Origin of the sequence: Clostridium sp. BNL1100 (assembly GCF_000244875.1) — a bacterium.
Lineage (GTDB): Bacteria > Bacillota > Clostridia > Acetivibrionales > DSM-1351 > Ruminiclostridium.
This window is the reverse complement of record NC_016791.1, coordinates 3651816-3667283: the sequence shown is the minus strand read 5'-3', so window position 1 is coordinate 3667283 and position 15468 is coordinate 3651816. Positions and strand designations below refer to the sequence as shown.

Here is a 15468-nt window from a genome sequence, read left to right as displayed (position 1 = left end):
TATGAGGGGTTTGATGAATAAGATTTCTTTAAAATTAACTAAAACATATGATGAAAATGAGATTTTGAAGGCGTTAAGAGAATCTTTTGAGTTTATAGGTGGATTGGACAGTATTGTAAAGTCAGGAGATACTGTTCTGCTAAAATTAAACTTAACCGGGCCTTTTCGCCCGGAACAAGCAGCTACAACCCATCCGGCTCTTGTAAAAATGATGGTTAGACTGATTAAGGAGTGTGGAGGACATCCGATTATAGGAGATGGACCTGCTACTATTAAATCTCCCATTAAAGATACTGGAATTGAGGATGTCGCACGGGAAGAGAAGGTACCGGCTTTTCTGTTCGAAAAATTCCAACAGGTGCATTTGTCAGATTATTCAATTGTAGAAGATATTTCTTATAGCTCTGATGTACTGCAAGCCGATAAGGTGATATCAATGCCAAAATTAAAAACTCACGCTCTTACATTATATACGGGAGCAATCAAAAACATGTTCGGAGCTGTAGCTTTTGAGCAGAGAAAAGCATTGCATAAATATAAAACTCAGGAAGAATTCTCAAAACTGCTAACAGATATATTTAGTGTCCGGGTACCTGATTTGACGGTAATGGATGGTATTTGGGGAATGGACGGCATAGGGCCTGTACATGGTAATCCTGTGAATTTTGGAGTGTTACTTGTTTCTCGGGATGCAGTTGCAATTGATGCTCTTGGTGCCACCTTATTGGGTTATAAAATTGATGATGTGCAAATGATTGGACGAGCCTCGGAGAGGAATCTTGGTGAATCTAATCTGGATAACCTGTTTATAGATGATAGTTGCTATAGGGAAAGAATATTGCATACCGCAAATTTAATACCCACTTTACAGGGGGGATTACGTGAAAGATTCCTAAAGTTGGTTCTTGGTAAGATTCAGTGCGATTCTTCCAAATGCTCCAAATGTTCTGCGTGTCTCGACGGATGTCCTGCCAATGCAATTACCATGGATCCTTACCCTGTAGTAGATGAGAACGCCTGTCTGCATTGCTTCAGATGTTATGAAATCTGCTTCCATGGAGCGTTATCTATAAAATATAAAAAAATAAATTCTTGAAAGGTTTAAACTCTACGGTATGAATAAAGCTGAATTAGCCGGTAAAAAAGTAATCTTGTATCCTGATAACTATATAGCTCGCAATTTGCTACAGCTACAAGATGTCTTATCATTTAATATTATTAGCATAATTAATGAACTTGATATCAAGAAAGACAAATCCGGCGGTTTTAACAGTAATATAACAAGTATGATGGAACAATGCGATTTAGTGTTAATCTTGGAAAATAGCCCTAAAACATTACTGTTACCACCATGGACTGAAAAATATGATTATTACTTAATGGTACTGAATGCTGCTGCAGAACTAGGCATTCCCGTAGCCAGTCCATATTTTGAATTATCCATACCCTGTGATACTTATTGCAGAAGGTCTATTTCAGTTGATAAAATTAATGATTCCATTCTTGCTATTATTGAAGATAACCGGATGGTGCTGAATGAACAGCCGTCTGTCATGGTTACTGCCACAAGAAAGGAAATTAATATTCATTCAGTGGAACTTAAAATTACAAAGGCACTCGAAAAGTATCACTTACCAAGCTTTATTATGAGCAGTAATCCCATATCAAGTCTGCTGCCCTTTGATACTTCAATAAACTTTTTGAAGGAAGAATATGCAGATACAAGTCCCATTATTATTTTTGACGGGCCAGCCCAAGGCTTTCCATTTCAGACAGACAGTAATATAGTTGACTCTTTCAATTCATGGGATTTTGCAGAATTATTTAAACCTGATGGGGTCTTGCTTGCAATACATTCCAAGGATTCAGCTGAAATGGTAAAGGAAACTGCTGAATACCTTAATAGTTGTGGTCTGAAAGTTTTTGGGTTAATTGAGGAAAAGGCATCTAACCCTTGGTTTCAGGTGTATATGGAGGGTAAAACAGGAATACCTGTGTCTGATTTGGATTCATCAGAACAGCAATATAAATTAACCTCTATAATACTGAATTTCTTGAGCGATGATATCGAAATCCTAAACAACAAGGTACTAAAGTAATCCTAATATAAATGAGAGTGAGTTTGAATATGAGCAAAACATTACCAGCTGCATTTATAATCGGTTTTATAAATGATAAAGATGTGAGGATAATAGAGAGTGATGAGAAAATAATTACCTTTGAGGCGGATGAAAAAATTCCTGATTTATCTTCTTTTGATTTAAAGGTATTCGATTTTCAAAAATTTCAATACATAAGCTTTTCCTTTTCAGAGATAAGAATAATTGAACTTCAAGAAAAGCCCTTTTCGGTAATATATAAAATTGAACTTCTCAAACCCTCGCAAGAATATATTACCTGTATGAAGAAGCTATTTCTCATAGATGACAATGTAAAAGGTGCCGGCGATATTGAAACATTAAAAACTATAGTTGAGCCTAATCCAATTTATCCTAAGGAAAACGATAAAGATTTCTGTACAGACTGGGAAGGACAGGAGAAAAAGTGGTTTCAGGTATCTGTTACTACTGAAGAGGACCACCGTTTCCGAACAGTTTCACAGAAATTTGAATTGTGCTTCACTCTTGATAATAATGAGCTGTATCATCAATTTTTAGAGTGCCCGGCAGATAAAATGTTTGCTGAAATATTAAAAGATAAGGGCTTACAAGACCATGGGATTATATCCGAATTTAAACGTGTATATATCGGAAGCGAATTCTGTTGCAACTTGTTTCCGTCTATAGATTTACTTGAAAATTGTCTTGAAAAGGCTTGGCAGCAAAATCTGGGTATTACCGTTGTGTTTCCGTTTATTAGAGAAGACAACGTAAACTCTATGGAAAAGACAATAGAGTTTTTATATCAATGGCAGGAGCAAAAGGGGATTACTATAGAATTAGTAATTAATGATTGGGGGATGCTGCATTATTTAAATAGACATTTTCCCAAATTTACTCTGGCATACGGCAGAATGATAAATAAGAAACTCAAGGATACAAAAATACCTTGGAAGTGGGGAATTGACAAGGTAAAAGACAAATTAGAAGAAAATAGTTTGAACCTGAGTCACTTTACAAATTTTTTACAAGAACTGAAAATAAAAAGAATTGAGTTTGATTTCCGGAACAAAAGGCCTGATGGATTTAGTGGAGGGCTAAGTTTTCACTTTCCGTATTTCCAGACTAATTCATCTCTATATTGCCCCCTCAATGCTGAATGTACAACTTATAACCGAACCAAGCAGGGGGTAGTTGCCAGCTGTCCTCAATATTGTAATGAATTTGTATATCTTTACCCTGAACATCTATATATGGTAGGAAAAGGTAACAGTATATTTGGATTTAACCGTGGGGTTATAACTGATCCCAACTTGTTGGAAGATTTATTGAATCAGGGCTATGACCGATTGGTACTTAATTTATAATTAAAATAAATGTAGTTTTGAAGGAGTGATGAATTTGAAAGTAGTAACTCCACTATCGAATATGGATAATTATATTCCACTGGTAGAAGCTGGTGCTGATGAATTTTTTTGCGGGATATTACCTTTTGAATGGTTAGATAAGTACAACGTAACAATGCCTTTAAATCGTCGTGAGTATTTATTGGATAATTGTAATATATGTACCATGAGTTCCGTTAGAATATTAAAAAAAATGATAGAAACTTACAAGGTTAATGTTAAAGTAACATTAAATTCCTTGTATTACATTAAAGAGCAATACCCTTTAATTCTGAATCTGATTAAAATGCTGCAGGACTGCGGAATAAATACCTTTATTATTGCAGATGTGGCATTAGTCTGCTATTTGAGGGAGAAAAATATAGACTGCAATATCCATTTAAGTGGAGAATGCGGTGCTTTAAACCATTATACTTTAGACTTCTTTGAACCGTTAAATATTGAACGGTTTATTTTTCCGGGTAAAGAGTCTATAGATAATATAAGGACAAGTATAGAGCAGTTTAAAACTGGTGAGAAAAAGGAATTTGAATCCTTTATATTGAATGACTGGTGTATGTTTCTGGGGGCGTTTTGCAATACTGTCCATTGTGATGAAATACCTCATTCTTGCCATTTGCCTACAAAAACAGTACGCATAGACAAGAATTCTACAAAATACAAAGATATCTATCATGTCTTGAAATTACGAAATCAATTAGCCAGTAAAACCAATATTGTAGATAAGAGATCCTATTATAACCTTTCCAAACGTAGGGCTGATACCTACAATTTTGCTGAAAAGGGCTGTGGAATATGCAAAATGCATAAGTTAATGAGGTGTGGTATTACTCATATCAAATTAGTTGGAAGAGGCCACAATCTGGATATGGTAAAACGGGATTTGGAATTCCTTAAAAAAGGTATAGATATAATGAATACTGCTTCAAACTCAGAGGAGTTTGAAGAGAAAATCAAGCTAAACATTTTTAACAATAAGTGTCCCACAACTTGCTTTTATAATTAATAGGTTATCAAAGTGTTGTCTGGCTGGACAGACGTATACGTATATGAAATGGAATCCTGGCTTGAAAGTAGGTTTAATTTGATGAATTTATTTGACTATATTAAAGAATATGCAGATAGCAACCCAAGCAGCCTTGCTGTAGTTGCCCAAGAGAGAACCATTACATACAAAGAGCTGTATAATTATATAAAAAGTAATAACGTTACATTAAAAAAATATGGTTTCACACCAATGCAAAAAGTAATAGTTAAAATTAACAAACAAGTTGATTTTATCATTGCTTTACTAAGTCTTTTATCAGTTGAGTGCTGGGTTATACCTGTTCCGGACGACATCAAACAGGATGAGTTGGAAAAAGTGATAAGCTTAACCAGCGCAACAATATTTCCATATGAAAACTGGGAATTTTATAAGTGCTTGGAGTTTGCAGATGATGTAAATATATCTGATTCAAATAGCACTGGAATATTGCACCTTACTTCAGGTTCAACCGGTACGCCAAAGCTTTGTATCCGTACCCTTTATGGACTAACCTGTGAAGGCCTGAGTTTTAAGAATACTTTTTCTATCACCACTCAAGAAAGGGTTCTAAGTGCATCGCCCCTTTATCACTCATATGCTCTCGGAGCTGCAATTATGGGAGCTTTTGTATCCGGAAGCTGTATATATACTATTGACAGTTTTGTTCCCAGAAAAGTATTAAAAATAATACAAAATAACAGTATTACATTTTTTATATTAGTACCGGTTATGGCCAGTTTAATATGCAATACAATTTCTGATCAGAAATATGATTTGTCTTCTCTTCGTATTGCACTGGTTGGAGCAGGCCCAATTAAAGAAGAGGTATATAATAAGTTCAAGGAGAAATATGGAGTAGCTTTATTAAGCAACTATGGGAGTACAGAGACCGGTGCGCTAGTATCACGTCTTGATCCGCTGACCTTTACTTCTATCGGAATGCCTATGGATGGGGTGAAAATCAAGCTGTGCGATGAAAATGGCAAAAAAGTGGGAACTGGTGAAACTGGAGAAATAATGGTTAAATGCGATGGTATGCTTAAAGCTTATTTTGGTACATCTGAACCGCCTTTTGACAAGGATGGTTTTTTTGCAATGGGTGATATTGCTGTTCAGGATTCTCATGGTTATTTGTATATAAAAGGAAGGAAAAAACTGCTTATTAATGTTGGAGGAAAGAAAGTAAATCCTTATGAAGTTGAAGAAGTATTAATGGAATTAGCCGGGGTCAGGGAATGTATGGTTACAGGGTATATCAATCAGAACGAAGAAGAAAGAGTCAGGGCATATATTGTAGCGGATGGAATTACCGAGAGCCAGATTCGATGCTTTTGTTCTGAAAAACTGAGCCAGCACAAAATTCCAAACGAAATAATATTTACTGATTGTATCCCAAAAAACAAGCTTGGAAAAGTTATTCACCAAGAATTGAAAAGGTAGTGACACTATTTTGGAAAAGAAAATAAGACTTGGATTTATAGGATGCGGATGGATAGTAGAAAATGCGCATATCCCAGCTTTCTCAAAGCTGGATACTGTTGAGATTTTATCAGTATTCGATGTTGATATCGAAAGAGCCAAGAGAATATCTGAAATATTTCATATTAAGAATTATTGTGATAACATAGAGCAGTTTTTTGATTCAGGAATTCATGCTGTAGTAATTGCTACGCCTAATTACACACATGCCGAATATTCCTTACGTGCGCTGAGACATGGATTACACGTTTTATGCGAAAAGCCTGTTGCTTTATCTACAAGTGAAATAAAGGAAATTATTGATACTGCAAAAGCAAAAGGTGTGGTATATATGCCTGGTTTTGTAAATAGATTCAGGTACGACATAATGAAGTTAAGAGATATAGTGTTATCTGGTGAATTAGGTGAAATAAAATCTATAGAAGCAGGTTGGTTGAGAAGAAACGGGGTGCCGCGGCCGGGTACATGGTTTACCAGCAGAGAATATTCCGGAGGCGGGGTACTTGTTGATTTGGGTTCTCATGTAATTGATATTTGTATGATGTTATTTGGAAGCCAAAAACCACAGGAATTAACACTTATTACCTCAATGCTTGACAATCGGACCGTGTTAAATTCAGCTCAATGGTTCACAGGAAATTATACTGACCAGTATCAGGTTAATGTTGAAGATACCGCATATGCTGAAGTTAAGTATGATGACGGCAAAAGTATCAATCTAAAATTAAGCTGGACAGCTCCAATAGACGGGGATGCAACTTATTTTAATATTATTGGAACAAAATCTGGCGTAAAGCTGAAAACTCTTTTTGGTTTTAGTAATGACAAGCTATGGCAAAAAGATTTATTGATTAAATTATATAATGGAAATGAAGTATTTGATTCAAGCACTAACAGTACCAGAAATGCATTTGACAGCATGGCCGTTTACTTTTCGAGGGTTATTGGGGGACAGGTTGCGGATTATCTTAAGCCTGAGGATGCCTATAATACAGTCTCGCTTATAGAACAGTTATACATAAATGAAAATATAGATAAACAAAAGATTAGGAGTGTCAGTTTGGAGGAGTTTATTCGTGAATAACTTTTTTATTGGAATTGACATCGGGGGAACTCATATACGTATTGCAACTTATGATGAGGCTTTTGGTTATATTTCAGATATTAAAAAAGTAAAGTTTAAAAAATCCGGGATTTGTGAGCTTGAAATTTCGGAAAATATTTGTGATTTGATAACATCTGCTATAAATGAAAAAAAGCAGGAAAATAAAGTGTTAAGAGGAATAGGGCTTTCCCTGGCCGCACTTTTTGAAAGAACAACCGGAAATATTGTTAAATGGCCTAACAATATGACTTGGAATGGCTTTGAACTGAAAAAGTATTTGCAATTAAGATTTAATGTACCTATTATTATGGAGGACGATGCCAATTCAGCTGCACTTGGAGAAAAACTTGAGGGAGCCGGAAAAGGACATGATAATCTGGCATACATTACGATTAGTACAGGCGTTGGATGCGGACTGATCCTTAATAATACACTCATTACCGGTGCAAATGGATGGGCAGGTGAAATAGGTCATATAAAGGTGGTTGAAGACGGGCCGGAATGCAGTTGTGGAAATAAAGGATGTCTTCAATCCTTAGTATCGGGTCCCGCACTCTTGAAAAGATTTAAAGAGTTAAGGCAAGCCGATTGCAAAGATGCCGAGCTGATACAGCTGCCGGAGGTCTCTGCTTTAGCAGGGAAGGGAGATGCTGACGCAATTGAGGTCTTTTCTCAAGCAGGGATGCATATCGGGAAAATAATATCAAACATTGTTATGCTCCTTGATATTTCTGCTTTTGTTATTGGCGGCGGCGTCGCCGAGGCAGGAAATATTCTTCTGGAACCTATAAAGGAAACAGTTGCGCACCAACTGAATTACTTCAATAGAAAAGTTAAAATAGAAAAATCTACATTAGCTGATATTAATGGAGTAATAGGAGCTCTTGGTCTTATATACAGGCATGTAAATAACAGAGAACCAGACCTATGCCATATTAATAGGGATATAAAGGAAGTTGAAGAAAATGGTTAATAAATTTGATATTGAACTACGTTTAAAGAGTTTAGCTCAGCAGTTAGGAGTTAAACTTATTTTTTTTCATTGGTAGCACAAGGCTAAAATGAAAATACTGAGAGAGGTGATAATATGCGAAAAGCAGCTATTTTTGACTTCGATGGGGTTATTATTGACTCCTTGGATATTCAAAAACAGGCACTTCAAGAAAGCTACAAAATAGTTGTTGGAAAAGGAACTCCTTCTTTTAGAGAATTTTTAAGCCATAGTGGGAACAGCCTGGAAAATATATTTAAAAATATGAATCTACCGCTAGAAATGGTTGAACATTATAGAAGGATTAGTCAAGAAAAAGTCTATACGATAAAAATATATCCGGGGATAAGTGAAATACTTACAAAGCTTAAAGATGACAAGGTTATCTGTGCTCTATGTACTGGTAAGGATAGAAAGAGAACGTTAGGAATTCTTGAGAAATTTGGTTTGGAAAAGTTTTTCTCAATTGTTGTATGTTCAGATGATGTTAAGCACCCAAAACCCCATCCGGATAGCTTAATCCATATTTTAAATCAATTGGATATAGGTGCTGAGAGTGCATTAATGATTGGCGATGCGAAGAACGACATAAAATGCGCAAAGAATGCAGGAGTTAAAAGCATTGCTGTTACTTGGGGAGGATTTTCACAAGCCGATTTGGAACAAGAATCGCCAAATTTAATCGTTAATAATATGTTTGAGCTTTATACAGGAATAAATATGTTTTTAGATATAAAACAAATAGATCTGGTAAAGTAATCAGATTGCACTAGTGTACGTTGCGACAATTGCCGATGATGCTAAGATTGAGTTATTGATAGAGATGGTTAACACAACAAAGGATAAAGAATACAACAATTCTTTAGTCATTATTAGATGAGCTGAGCGTCTTAAATTAAATATTTTTATTTTACTTTATTTTTTGTTATTATAAACTCTATAATAAATTAGAGCCAACATAAGAATATTTGATTTTTAGGAGGATAGACATAAAATATGGGTTTTACATTAGTAATAGCAGAAAAACCTTCGGTAGCTAGAGACTTGGCAAAAGTTTTAAACTGCGGACAGAATGCCAATGGCTATATAATGGGAAAAAAATATATCGTAACCTGGGCTTTGGGACATCTTGTTACCCTTGCAGACCCTGAGGCTTATGGCAACAAGTACAAGACATGGAATCTGGAAGACCTGCCAATGCTTCCGAACAAAATGGAACTGGTAGTAATAAAGCAGACTGCAAAACAGTATGGTGTAGTCAGAGGGCTTTTGAACAGGGCAGATGTGGACGAGCTTGTAATAGCCACTGATTCGGGGCGAGAAGGAGAACTTGTTGCCAGGTGGATTATAATGAAAGCAGGGTTTAAAAAGCCCATAAAACGTCTATGGATATCTTCTCAGACAGACAAAGCCATAAAGGAAGGTTTTGCAAAGTTAAGACCTTCCAAGGAATACGACAACCTGTATTACTCTGCACAGAGCAGAGCAGAAGCCGACTGGCTGGTTGGGCTTAACGTCACAAGGGCATTGACCTGTAAATACAACGCACAGCTATCAGCAGGAAGAGTACAGACACCTACTCTTGCAATGATTGTAGAAAGAGAAGAAGAAATTCGGAAATTCAGGCCTAAAGACTACTGGACAATTTCCGCACAGTTTAACGGATTTTCTGTACAGTGGCAGGACGGCAGAACTAACCAAACCAGAACCTTCAACAAAGAAGAGGCAGACGGAATAGTAGCAAAAATAACTGGGCAGATAGGTGAAGTCGTTGAAGTAAAAAAAGAAACCAAGAAAGAATTGCCACCATTGGCCTATGACCTGACAGAGCTGCAAAGAGATGCAAACAAAAAGTTCTCATATTCAGCAAAACAAACCCTGAATATCATGCAGCGTCTTTATGAGTCACACAAGCTGGTTACGTATCCCAGAACAGATTCAAGGTACATAACAGATGACATTGTACCAACCTTGAACGAACGCTTGAAAAGTATAGCAGTAGGCCCCTATGCAAAGCTTGTGCAGGGAGTTATGAGAAACAAAATAAGTGTTACAAAAAGGTTTGTGGATAACAGCAAGGTTACAGACCACCATGCCATAATACCAACAGAACAATTTGTTGATTTGTCCTCACTGAATTCAGAAGAGAGAAATATATATGACCTTATAGTCAAGAGATTTATAGCAGTACTAAGCCAGCCCTTTGAATATGAGCAGACTACGGTAAAGCTTAATGTCGCAGGAGAAAGCTTCTATGCAAAAGGAAAGATAGTCAGGTCATCGGGCTGGAAAACTGTATATGACGGTTTTGGAAAGCTTGATGAAGACAGTGATGAAGATGACAATGACCAGTCCCTGCCGGATATTCAAAAAGGGCATAAGGCAAAAGTTGTTGCACCTAAAGCAATAAACGGGAAAACTAAGCCACCCGCAAGGTATACCGAGGCCACTTTACTTTCTGCAATGGAGCATCCGGGTAAGTTTGTAGACAACAAAGCGTTAAAAGAAGCTCTAGAAAGCACCAGCGGACTTGGTACGCCTGCAACAAGGGCAGATATAATAGAAAAGCTATTTAACACCTTCTATATAGAAAGAAGAGGCAAAGAAATCTATCCTACCTCAAAGGGAACACAACTTATTTCCCTGGTTCCGGCTGACCTGAAATCTCCTGAGCTTACCGCAAAGTGGGAGCAGCAGCTTTCATTGATTAGCAAAGGTAAGGCCAACTCAAATGCATTTGTAGGTGAAATGAAAAATTATGCAAAAAAATTGGTGGGAGCAGTCATAGCAAGCTCAGAGCAGTTCAAACACGATAATGTAACAAGGGAAAAGTGTCCCGAATGTGGAAAATACCTTTTGGAAGTAAACGGCAAGAAGGGGAAAATGCATGTCTGCCCTGACAGAGAATGCGGATATAGAAAATCGGTAACCGTGATATCAAATGCCAGGTGTCCCGAATGTCACAAGAAGATGGAAATCAGGGGAGAAGGCGAGAATAAATCCTTCTACTGTTCCTGCGGCTACAGGGAGAAGCTGGATGCCTTTAAAAAACGCAAGGGTGAACAGGTAGATAAAAAGGATGTCGCCAGATTTATGAGACAACAGGATAAGGACGAAAGTATAAATTCAGCTCTTGCCGATGCATTGGCCAAGTGGAAGAAATAATTGACACGGATATCTGATTATTGTATTATCATTATAATTTATATAGGATAACTAGGAAAAAGATTTCCGGGAGGATATTATGAGCGTATTTGATAAACTTGATTTTCTGAAAACTAATATAAAATCATTAGGAAGTGCTGCGGTAGCTTTTTCCGGAGGAGTGGACTCTTCCTTTTTATTAAAGGTAGCATTTGATGTACTTGGAAAAGACGTTGTAGCGGTAACGGCACATTCTTCCACATACCCTGAAAGAGAGATGAATGAAGCAAAGGAATTTACTTCAAGCTTTGGCATAAGACATAGGATAATCGATTCTGAGGAGCTGGACGTTGAAGGATTTGCAGATAATCCCGTTAACCGCTGTTATTTATGTAAAAACGAGTTATATGATAAAATTCAGACGGTTGCAAAAGAGGAAAATGTAAAACATATTCTTGAAGGCTCCAACCATGACGACCTTGGAGACTACAGACCCGGACTTCAGGCTGTTAGCGAGCATGGTGTCCTAAGCCCACTGAAAGACGCACTTCTTACAAAGGACGAAATTCGTTTTCTTTCAAAGGAAATGGGTCTTAATACATGGGATAAACCTGCATTTGCGTGCCTTTCCTCCAGATTCCCATACGGAGAAAAAATTACACAACAAAGGCTTAGAATGATAGACAGAGCTGAACAGCTACTAATGGACTTGGGCTTTAAACAGGTGAGAGTAAGGTTCCATGGTGATATAGCAAGAATCGAAGTAGGACAGGAACAGTTCTTGAAATTTATTGATAGCGAAATAAGAGAAAAGGTTTATTCTGAATTTAAAAAAATAGGCTTTATGTATACCTCTTTAGATTTAAAAGGTTATAGAACAGGCAGCATGAATGAAGGGTTAACTTTATAAAGAACATCAAGGTACACTGCTGCAATAATTACGTGGTACAACAGGATTTTTGCAGCAGTAAACCAAACTAAATATAAAACATAAAGGAATCATCTTCCGGGTTTCTTTCAGCTTCATCAACAAGATCGGTGAGAGTAGTATTCTTCAGAACTTCGGAAATTGATTCATCCATCTTGTTCCAGACCAAATTAGTTATTGATTTTTCAATTCCCTCTGCCTGCTCGGAAACGGAACGCTCGGTCTTCTCAAACAGACTTATTTCAACTGCTTGCAAAATATCATAAGCAGTAATTTTTTCCGGTGGTTTAGCCAGTTGGTATCCGCCCTGAGACCCCTTGATGGAAGTAACAAGCTTTGACCTTTTTAAAAGCGAAAAAACCTGTTCAAGGTATATTTTCGATATTCCCAGTTTTTCCGAAATGCTAATTACAGTAACAAAATCGCCGTTTCTGCCTAATTGTGCAACACATATCATAGATGCTATCCCGTATCTGCCCTTTGACGAAATTCGCATAATTACCTCCGATTTCATACTAATTATATATGTTTTATTGAACCACATACTTTATAATGTGTCAATATTTTTAGTTTTTATTCACATTTATTCCCAAGTAGTTCTGTAAGGATAGTAAAAAATAACATTGACAATATTGGAATCAGCCATTATACTAAAGAAAACAATAGAATACATATATGAATTATATGAATAGTATGAATATATTCTAACAGGTAGGTGAATATATAATGGACAGCAGGCCTGTAATTAAAATAGAGGGATTAACAAAAATATTTTCAGGAAAAACAAATGAAGTTAAAGCACTTGAAAATGTAAATCTTACAATCAACCGGGGCGACATTTTTGGAATAATAGGAATGAGCGGAGCAGGAAAGAGCACTCTGGTTAGGTGTATTAACTATCTTGAAAAGCCTACAGGCGGAAGGGTAGTAGTAGATGGGGTAGATTTGGCAGGTCTCAATGAAAAGGAATTAAGAAAAGTCCGCCAGTCTATGGGAATGATATTCCAACAATTTAATCTACTGATGCAGCGTACGGCAATAGAGAACATAACGTTTCCTCTTGAAATATCAGGTATAGATAAAAAAGATGCTCTAGATCGTGCAAAAGAGCTGCTGAAGCTGGTTGATCTGGCTGACAAGGCAGAGTCCTACCCGTCACAGCTGTCCGGCGGACAAAAACAGAGGATTGCCATAGCCAGGGCATTAGCAACAAACCCTAAAGTTTTGTTGTGCGATGAGGCTACGTCTGCACTTGACCCTAATACTACAAAATCAATCCTTTCACTGCTGAAAGATATCAACAGCAGACTTGGAATTACCATTGTAATAATTACACATGAAATGAGCGTAGTTGAACAGATTTGCTCACATGTGGCAATCATAGATAAAAGCGGTATTGCAGAGCAGGGAAAGGTATCTGAGGTTTTCTCACACCCTAAGACACATGCAGCTCAAAGATTGGTTTTCCCAAATGGCAATAAAAATGAAAGAGATATCGGAAGCCGCCGCTGCAGGATAGTATTTGACGGCAGTTCCTCTTATGAGCCGGTTGTAGCCAGAATGATATTAGATTGCGGTGCGCCTGTTAACATAATGTTTGCTGATATGCGTGATATAGATGGGAAAGCATTCGGCCAGATGGTTATACAGCTTCCCGAAGATCAACTGACATCAGAAAAGATAATCAATTACCTGAAAGAAAGAAATCTTGCGGTAGAGGAGGTTTTTGACCAATGTGGGATAGTTCAACGTGGATAATGATAGGCAAAGGTCTTCTTGAAACAGTTTATATGACATTATTTTCTACATTTGCAGCATATGTAATAGGTCTTCCACTTGGAGTACTGCTTGTTACAAGCGAAAACAGCGGGATTCTCCCTATGCCAAAGCTAAACAAGGTTCTGAACGTAATAGTAAACCTGCTTCGTTCAATTCCTTTTCTTATATTATTAATAGCCGCAATGCCATTAACAAGATTATTAATCGGAACAACCATCGGGTCAACTGCTACCGTGGTACCCCTTGTAATAGCGGCAGCACCTTTTATTGCAAGACTTGTGGAATCCTCCCTTCAGGAGATTGACAAGGGTGTTATAGAAGCGGCGGTTTCAATGGGCTGTAGCCCGTTTCAGATAATCCGTAAGGTCATGTTGCCTGAATCCGTACCATCCCTTATTACCGGGGCTGCAATAGCAACCACGACAATACTTGGATATTCCGCAATGGCAGGAATAGTGGGCGGAGGAGGACTCGGCGACATTGCAATACGCTATGGGTTTTACAGGTATCAAAATGACATAATGTTTATCACTGTTGCACTACTTGTTATCGTTGTTCAGGTAGCACAGGAAGTAGGAACAGGAATAGCCAGAAAGCGTGATAAAAGAAAACAAAGTTAATACATTTAATATAAAAAGGAGGTCACAAAATGAAGAAAAAATTACTTGCATTATTACTTACAACGGTATTTGCAGTCTCCGGTATATTATCAGGCTGTGGATCCCAATCCAAAAAGCTTGTTGTTGGAGCATCGCCTTCACCTCATGCAGAGATACTCAAAGAGGTTCAAAGCGTACTTAAGGACAAAGGATATGAGCTTGAAATAAAAGAATTTACTGACTATGTTCAGCCAAATCTTGCCTTACAGGACAAAACACTTGATGCAAACTACTTCCAGCATAAGCCCTACATGGACAATTTCAATGATGAACATAAGACACAATTAGTATCCGCAGCGGGAATCCATTACGAACCGTTGGGAATATACCCCGGAAAGATAAAGTCACTTGATGCTATCACTGAGGGGGCAACTATTGCCATTCCAAACGACACTACAAACGAGGCAAGAGCACTTTTACTTCTGGAAACTGCCGGGCTGATAAAAGTAAATCCTGATTCGGGCCTGAAGGCAACAGTAAAGGATATTACGGAAAACCCGAAGAATATTAACATCAAGGAACTGGAAGCTGCTCAGCTGGCAAGAACTTTACCTGATGTGGAGCTGGCAGTTATAAACGGAAACTATGCATTGCAGGCAGGCTTCAATGTTGAAAAGGATGCTCTTGCCAAAGAGGAAGCCAATTCAGTAGCTGCAAAGACATATATCAATATTCTTGCCATTCGTAAGGGTGATGAGAACAGAGAGGATATAAAAGCGTTGGTGGACGCACTTAAAAGCGAAAAGGTCAAGAAGTTTATAGAAGAAAAGTACAAGGGAGCAGTTGTTCCCCTATTCTAAATTGTAAAAATTAAGTAGAGGTATAGCCAAGGGCTGTCGCAAAATTAATTT

At 37.4% G+C, this 15468-nt stretch carries 14 protein-coding genes; 13 read left to right on the top strand and 1 reads right to left on the bottom strand.

The genetic code is table 11. The features are described from left to right. The first annotated feature begins 13 nt into the window (after positions 1–13). The 10 genes from CLO1100_RS15540 to larE all read left to right on the top strand — a co-directional run bounded on the left by CLO1100_RS15540 (position 14) and on the right by larE (position 12161). Positions 14–1096, top strand: coding sequence for a DUF362 domain-containing protein (locus CLO1100_RS15540; protein ID WP_014314720.1), 1083 nt, complete (start codon positions 14–16; stop codon positions 1094–1096). Positions 1097–1115: 19 nt separating this feature from the next. Then, the gene (locus CLO1100_RS15535; protein WP_014314719.1) at positions 1116–2099 is read left to right on the top strand and encodes a hypothetical protein; all 984 of its coding nucleotides are present in this window, start codon (positions 1116–1118) and stop codon (positions 2097–2099) included. 29 nt (positions 2100–2128) lie between these two features. Beyond that, positions 2129–3466: a hypothetical protein gene (locus CLO1100_RS15530; RefSeq protein ID WP_014314718.1), complete on the top strand. Its 1338-nt coding sequence runs from the start codon at positions 2129–2131 to the stop codon at positions 3464–3466. Positions 3467–3500: 34 nt separating this feature from the next. Further along, positions 3501–4511 (top strand): U32 family peptidase, encoded by a 1011-nt coding sequence (locus CLO1100_RS15525; protein WP_014314717.1) that lies wholly within the window; start codon positions 3501–3503, stop codon positions 4509–4511. Between the two features lie 81 nt (positions 4512–4592). Then, complete coding sequence (locus CLO1100_RS15520; protein ID WP_014314716.1) at positions 4593–5972, top strand: fatty acid--CoA ligase family protein; 1380 nt, start codon at positions 4593–4595, stop codon at positions 5970–5972. A 10-nt stretch (positions 5973–5982) separates the two neighbouring features. After that, positions 5983–7095, top strand: coding sequence for a Gfo/Idh/MocA family oxidoreductase (locus CLO1100_RS15515; RefSeq protein WP_014314715.1), 1113 nt, complete (start codon positions 5983–5985; stop codon positions 7093–7095). Beyond that, complete coding sequence (locus CLO1100_RS15510; RefSeq protein ID WP_014314714.1) at positions 7088–8089, top strand: ROK family protein; 1002 nt, start codon at positions 7088–7090, stop codon at positions 8087–8089. Before CLO1100_RS15515 ends, CLO1100_RS15510 begins: the two co-directional genes overlap by 8 nt. A 114-nt stretch (positions 8090–8203) precedes the next feature. After that, positions 8204–8866: an HAD-IA family hydrolase gene (locus CLO1100_RS15505; protein WP_014314713.1), complete on the top strand. Its 663-nt coding sequence runs from the start codon at positions 8204–8206 to the stop codon at positions 8864–8866. A gap of 237 nt (positions 8867–9103) precedes the next feature. Then, the gene (locus CLO1100_RS15500) at positions 9104–11272 is read left to right on the top strand and encodes a DNA topoisomerase III (protein WP_014314712.1); all 2169 of its coding nucleotides are present in this window, start codon (positions 9104–9106) and stop codon (positions 11270–11272) included. A 79-nt stretch (positions 11273–11351) separates the two neighbouring features. Then, positions 11352–12161, top strand: a complete 810-nt coding sequence (gene larE / locus CLO1100_RS15495; protein ID WP_014314711.1) for an ATP-dependent sacrificial sulfur transferase LarE — start codon at positions 11352–11354, stop codon at positions 12159–12161. A gap of 67 nt (positions 12162–12228) precedes the next feature. Here the strand turns inward: larE and CLO1100_RS15490 are convergent, their stop codons facing one another. Then, complete coding sequence (locus CLO1100_RS15490) at positions 12229–12675, bottom strand: Rrf2 family transcriptional regulator (protein ID WP_014314710.1); 447 nt, start codon at positions 12673–12675, stop codon at positions 12229–12231. Between the two features lie 230 nt (positions 12676–12905). Between CLO1100_RS15490 and CLO1100_RS15485 the strand changes: the two genes are divergently transcribed. From CLO1100_RS15485 to CLO1100_RS15475, 3 genes are read left to right on the top strand one after another with little or no spacing between them, the layout of a single operon-like run. Then, on the top strand, positions 12906–13937 hold the full coding sequence (locus CLO1100_RS15485; RefSeq protein WP_014314709.1) for an ATP-binding cassette domain-containing protein: 1032 nt from the start codon (positions 12906–12908) through the stop codon (positions 13935–13937). After that, a complete protein-coding gene (locus tag CLO1100_RS15480; protein WP_014314708.1) occupies positions 13913–14578 on the top strand; it encodes a methionine ABC transporter permease in 666 nt (221 codons plus the stop codon). The genes CLO1100_RS15485 and CLO1100_RS15480 overlap by 25 nt, the downstream gene beginning before the upstream one ends. Before the next feature lie 29 nt (positions 14579–14607). Then, positions 14608–15417, top strand: a complete 810-nt coding sequence (locus CLO1100_RS15475) for a MetQ/NlpA family ABC transporter substrate-binding protein (protein WP_014314707.1) — start codon at positions 14608–14610, stop codon at positions 15415–15417. Positions 15418–15468 lie beyond the last annotated feature (51 nt).

What these genes read in the sequence shown, in the direction of transcription:
- CLO1100_RS15530 (WP_014314718.1), top strand. Translation starts at nt 2,129, where the DNA reads ATGAGCAAAACATTACCAGCTGCATTTATAATCGGTTTTATAAATGAT.
- larE (WP_014314711.1), top strand. Translation starts at nt 11,352, where the DNA reads ATGAGCGTATTTGATAAACTTGATTTTCTGAAAACTAATATAAAATCA.
- CLO1100_RS15540 (WP_014314720.1), top strand. Translation starts at nt 14, where the DNA reads ATGAATAAGATTTCTTTAAAATTAACTAAAACATATGATGAAAATGAG.
- CLO1100_RS15475 (WP_014314707.1), top strand. Translation starts at nt 14,608, where the DNA reads ATGAAGAAAAAATTACTTGCATTATTACTTACAACGGTATTTGCAGTC.
- CLO1100_RS15520 (WP_014314716.1), top strand. Translation starts at nt 4,593, where the DNA reads ATGAATTTATTTGACTATATTAAAGAATATGCAGATAGCAACCCAAGC.
- CLO1100_RS15480 (WP_014314708.1), top strand. Translation starts at nt 13,913, where the DNA reads ATGTGGGATAGTTCAACGTGGATAATGATAGGCAAAGGTCTTCTTGAA.
- CLO1100_RS15500 (WP_014314712.1), top strand. Translation starts at nt 9,104, where the DNA reads ATGGGTTTTACATTAGTAATAGCAGAAAAACCTTCGGTAGCTAGAGAC.
- CLO1100_RS15485 (WP_014314709.1), top strand. Translation starts at nt 12,906, where the DNA reads ATGGACAGCAGGCCTGTAATTAAAATAGAGGGATTAACAAAAATATTT.
- CLO1100_RS15505 (WP_014314713.1), top strand. Translation starts at nt 8,204, where the DNA reads ATGCGAAAAGCAGCTATTTTTGACTTCGATGGGGTTATTATTGACTCC.
- CLO1100_RS15490 (WP_014314710.1), bottom strand. Translation starts at nt 12,675, where the DNA reads ATGCGAATTTCGTCAAAGGGCAGATACGGGATAGCATCTATGATATGT.
- CLO1100_RS15535 (WP_014314719.1), top strand. Translation starts at nt 1,116, where the DNA reads ATGAATAAAGCTGAATTAGCCGGTAAAAAAGTAATCTTGTATCCTGAT.